This is a genomic window from Kaarinaea lacus (genome assembly GCF_975902315.1).
The window spans coordinates 1-2,600 of sequence record NZ_CDLKIE010000029.1 but is presented as its reverse complement, the minus strand read 5'-3'; the positions used below and the strand labels follow the sequence as shown (position 1 = coordinate 2,600).

Annotated in this window: 3 protein-coding genes; all 3 read right to left on the bottom strand. The window is 46.2% G+C overall.

The annotated features are described in order from the left end of the window. On the bottom strand, positions 1 to 897 hold an 897-nt coding region (locus tag ACWVCM_RS00490; protein WP_455199730.1), incomplete at its 3' end, for a Clp protease N-terminal domain-containing protein. A 43-nt stretch (positions 898 to 940) separates the two neighbouring features. After that, a complete protein-coding gene (gene clpS, locus ACWVCM_RS00485) occupies positions 941 to 1,261 on the bottom strand; it encodes an ATP-dependent Clp protease adapter ClpS (RefSeq protein WP_455199731.1) in 321 nt (106 codons plus the stop codon). A gap of 302 nt (positions 1,262 to 1,563) precedes the next feature. Next, positions 1,564 to 2,600: NADP-dependent isocitrate dehydrogenase (gene icd, locus ACWVCM_RS00480; protein WP_455199729.1), on the bottom strand; the 1,037-nt coding region annotated here is incomplete at its 5' end.

Genomic DNA, 2,600 nt, shown 5'->3' with positions numbered 1-2,600 from the left:
TGATGCAGCACCGGCACCAATAATGGTATGAATTTCGTCGATAAACAAAATAGCATGTTCTTCGCGGCGTAATTGCGATAGCACTGCTTTGAGGCGCTTTTCAAAATCACCACGATACTTGGTACCTGCTAACAGCGCACCAAGATCCAGAGAATAAATAATCGCGTCAGAAAGTACTTCAGGCACTTCACCATCTACGATTTGTTTTGCCAAACCTTCGGCAATGGCTGTTTTACCGACGCCAGCTTCACCAACGTATAGTGGGTTATTCTTACGGCGACGACACAATACCTGCAGGGTACGCTCAACCTCGGACTTACGACCAATTAATGGATCAATCTTGCCATCCATTGCCATCTGGTTGAGATTGGTTGCGTAACTCTCCAGCGGAGTCTTTGACTGGGCTTCCGGTTCCTGCTCTTCTTCGGTATGGGGTACAACAGAATCCTGATCACCTGGCTCATCAATCTTGGAAATGCCATGCGCGATGTAATTAACAACATCCAGTCGTGCGATGTGTTGTTTTGATAACAGGTAAACCGCCTGTGATTCCTGTTCGCTAAAGATGGCGACCAGCACATTAGCCCCGGTCACTTCTTTATTTCCGGAAGACTGCACCTGAAACACGGCACGTTGTAAAACACGCTGGAAACCCAGGGTCGGCTCTATTTCACGATCATCGCTATCGGGCAGCACAGGGGTTGTTTCATCCAGGAACTCCTGTAATTCCCTTTTCAATTGATCTATGTTTGCTCCACACGCACGCAAAGCGTTGTTGCTGGTAGGATTATCCACTAACGCCAGCAGCAAGTGTTCTACCGTCATGAACTCATGACGTTTCTCACGCGCTTCCTTAAATGCAACGTTAAGAGTCTGTTCTAACTCTTCACTCAACATATTGACACCTCTCGCAAGACCTTGAAACTCGCAAGACCGCCGATTAAACGGTTTCCATAGTACACAGCAGTGGATGTTGATTAGTTCGAGAATACTCGTTGACTTGCGCCACTTTCGTCTCGGCTATCTCCCTGACATACACCCCACACAATCCTTTACCTTGCGTGTGTACATGGAGCATTACCCGTGTTGCTTTCGAACGATCCATGCGAAAAAACTTTTCTAGTACATGAACGACAAACTCCATAGGAGTAAAATCGTCATTTATCAAAACTACTTGATACATTGGCGGCCGTTTTAGCTTAGGTCTTGACTCCTGAACCGCTAAATCTTCTTCTCTTTGTGAATTATTTCCTGAATTCATAGACATAAGTTTAGACAAACCGGATTCCGTTTTCTGTTACACACATATAGACACTGGATTTGATAAAAAACTCATAAACAATCTTGATAGGCGATCGCGTGACAAATTTGATGTTAAAGCAAATGTTGGCGCTTTGTAAAATTTAACTCAATAATCCCATTGGAATCATAGTGTTATAAATATCATCGCGAAGAAATAAAAAAACTTGATGAACTGTGGTTGGTGAGATCATAACCACAGCTCAATAGCGTTATTAACGAAGGAATGACTTGAGACGGCCCGATAGTTAATTTAACGAATCGTTACATCTGCTGAACAATCGCATCCGCAAATCCAGAGCAACTCACTAATTTAGCACCACTCATTAATCGCTCCAGATCATAGGTTACTGTTTGGGAAGCAATTGCACCGGAGATACCTTTTACCACCAGGTCTGCGGCATCCTGCCAACCAAGGTGACGTAACATCATCTCACCCGACAGTATCAGAGAACCAGGATTAACCTTGTCCTGACCGGCGTATTTAGGCGCTGTACCGTGAGTCGCTTCAAACATGGCAACGGTATCCGACAAATTGGCACCAGGCGCGATACCAATTCCGCCCACCTGAGCTGCCAGCGCATCTGAAATATAATCGCCATTGAGATTTAATGTCGCCACCACACTGTATTCTTTGGGGCGCAATAATATTTGCTGTAGAAACGCATCCGCTATGACGTCTTTGATGACAATCGGTTTACCAGTTTTTGGATTATTGAATGTACACCATGGGCCACCATCAATTTCAGTGGCACCGAACTCTGATTTGGCTAATTCGTAACCCCAATTTTTGAAAGCCCCCTCGGTGAATTTCATAATATTGCCTTTATGCACCAGGGTGACTGAGTCTCGATCATTATCAATAGCATACTGGATCGCTTTGCGTACCAGGCGTTTGGTACCTTCACTGGAGACAGGCTTTATGCCAATACCGGATGTGGCGGGAAAACGGATTTTGCTGACCCCCATGGAGTCCTGCAGAAAATCGATCAGCTTCTTCGCCTCTTCAGTGCCCGCTTCCCACTCGATACCCGCATAGATATCTTCCGAATTCTCACGGAAAATGATCATATTGGTCTTCTCGGGCTCTTTCAGCGGACTGGGAGTCCCATCGAAATAGCGTACCGGCCTGAGGCAGACGAAGAGATCGAGCTCTTGACGGATTGCCACATTGAGGGAACGGATCCCGCCCCCCACCGGCGTGGTCAAAGGGCCTTTGATGGAGACGACGAAATCCTTTACCACATCCAGGGTCTCCTTCGGCAGCCAGGTATCGCTATCGTAGACATGGGTCGCCTTCT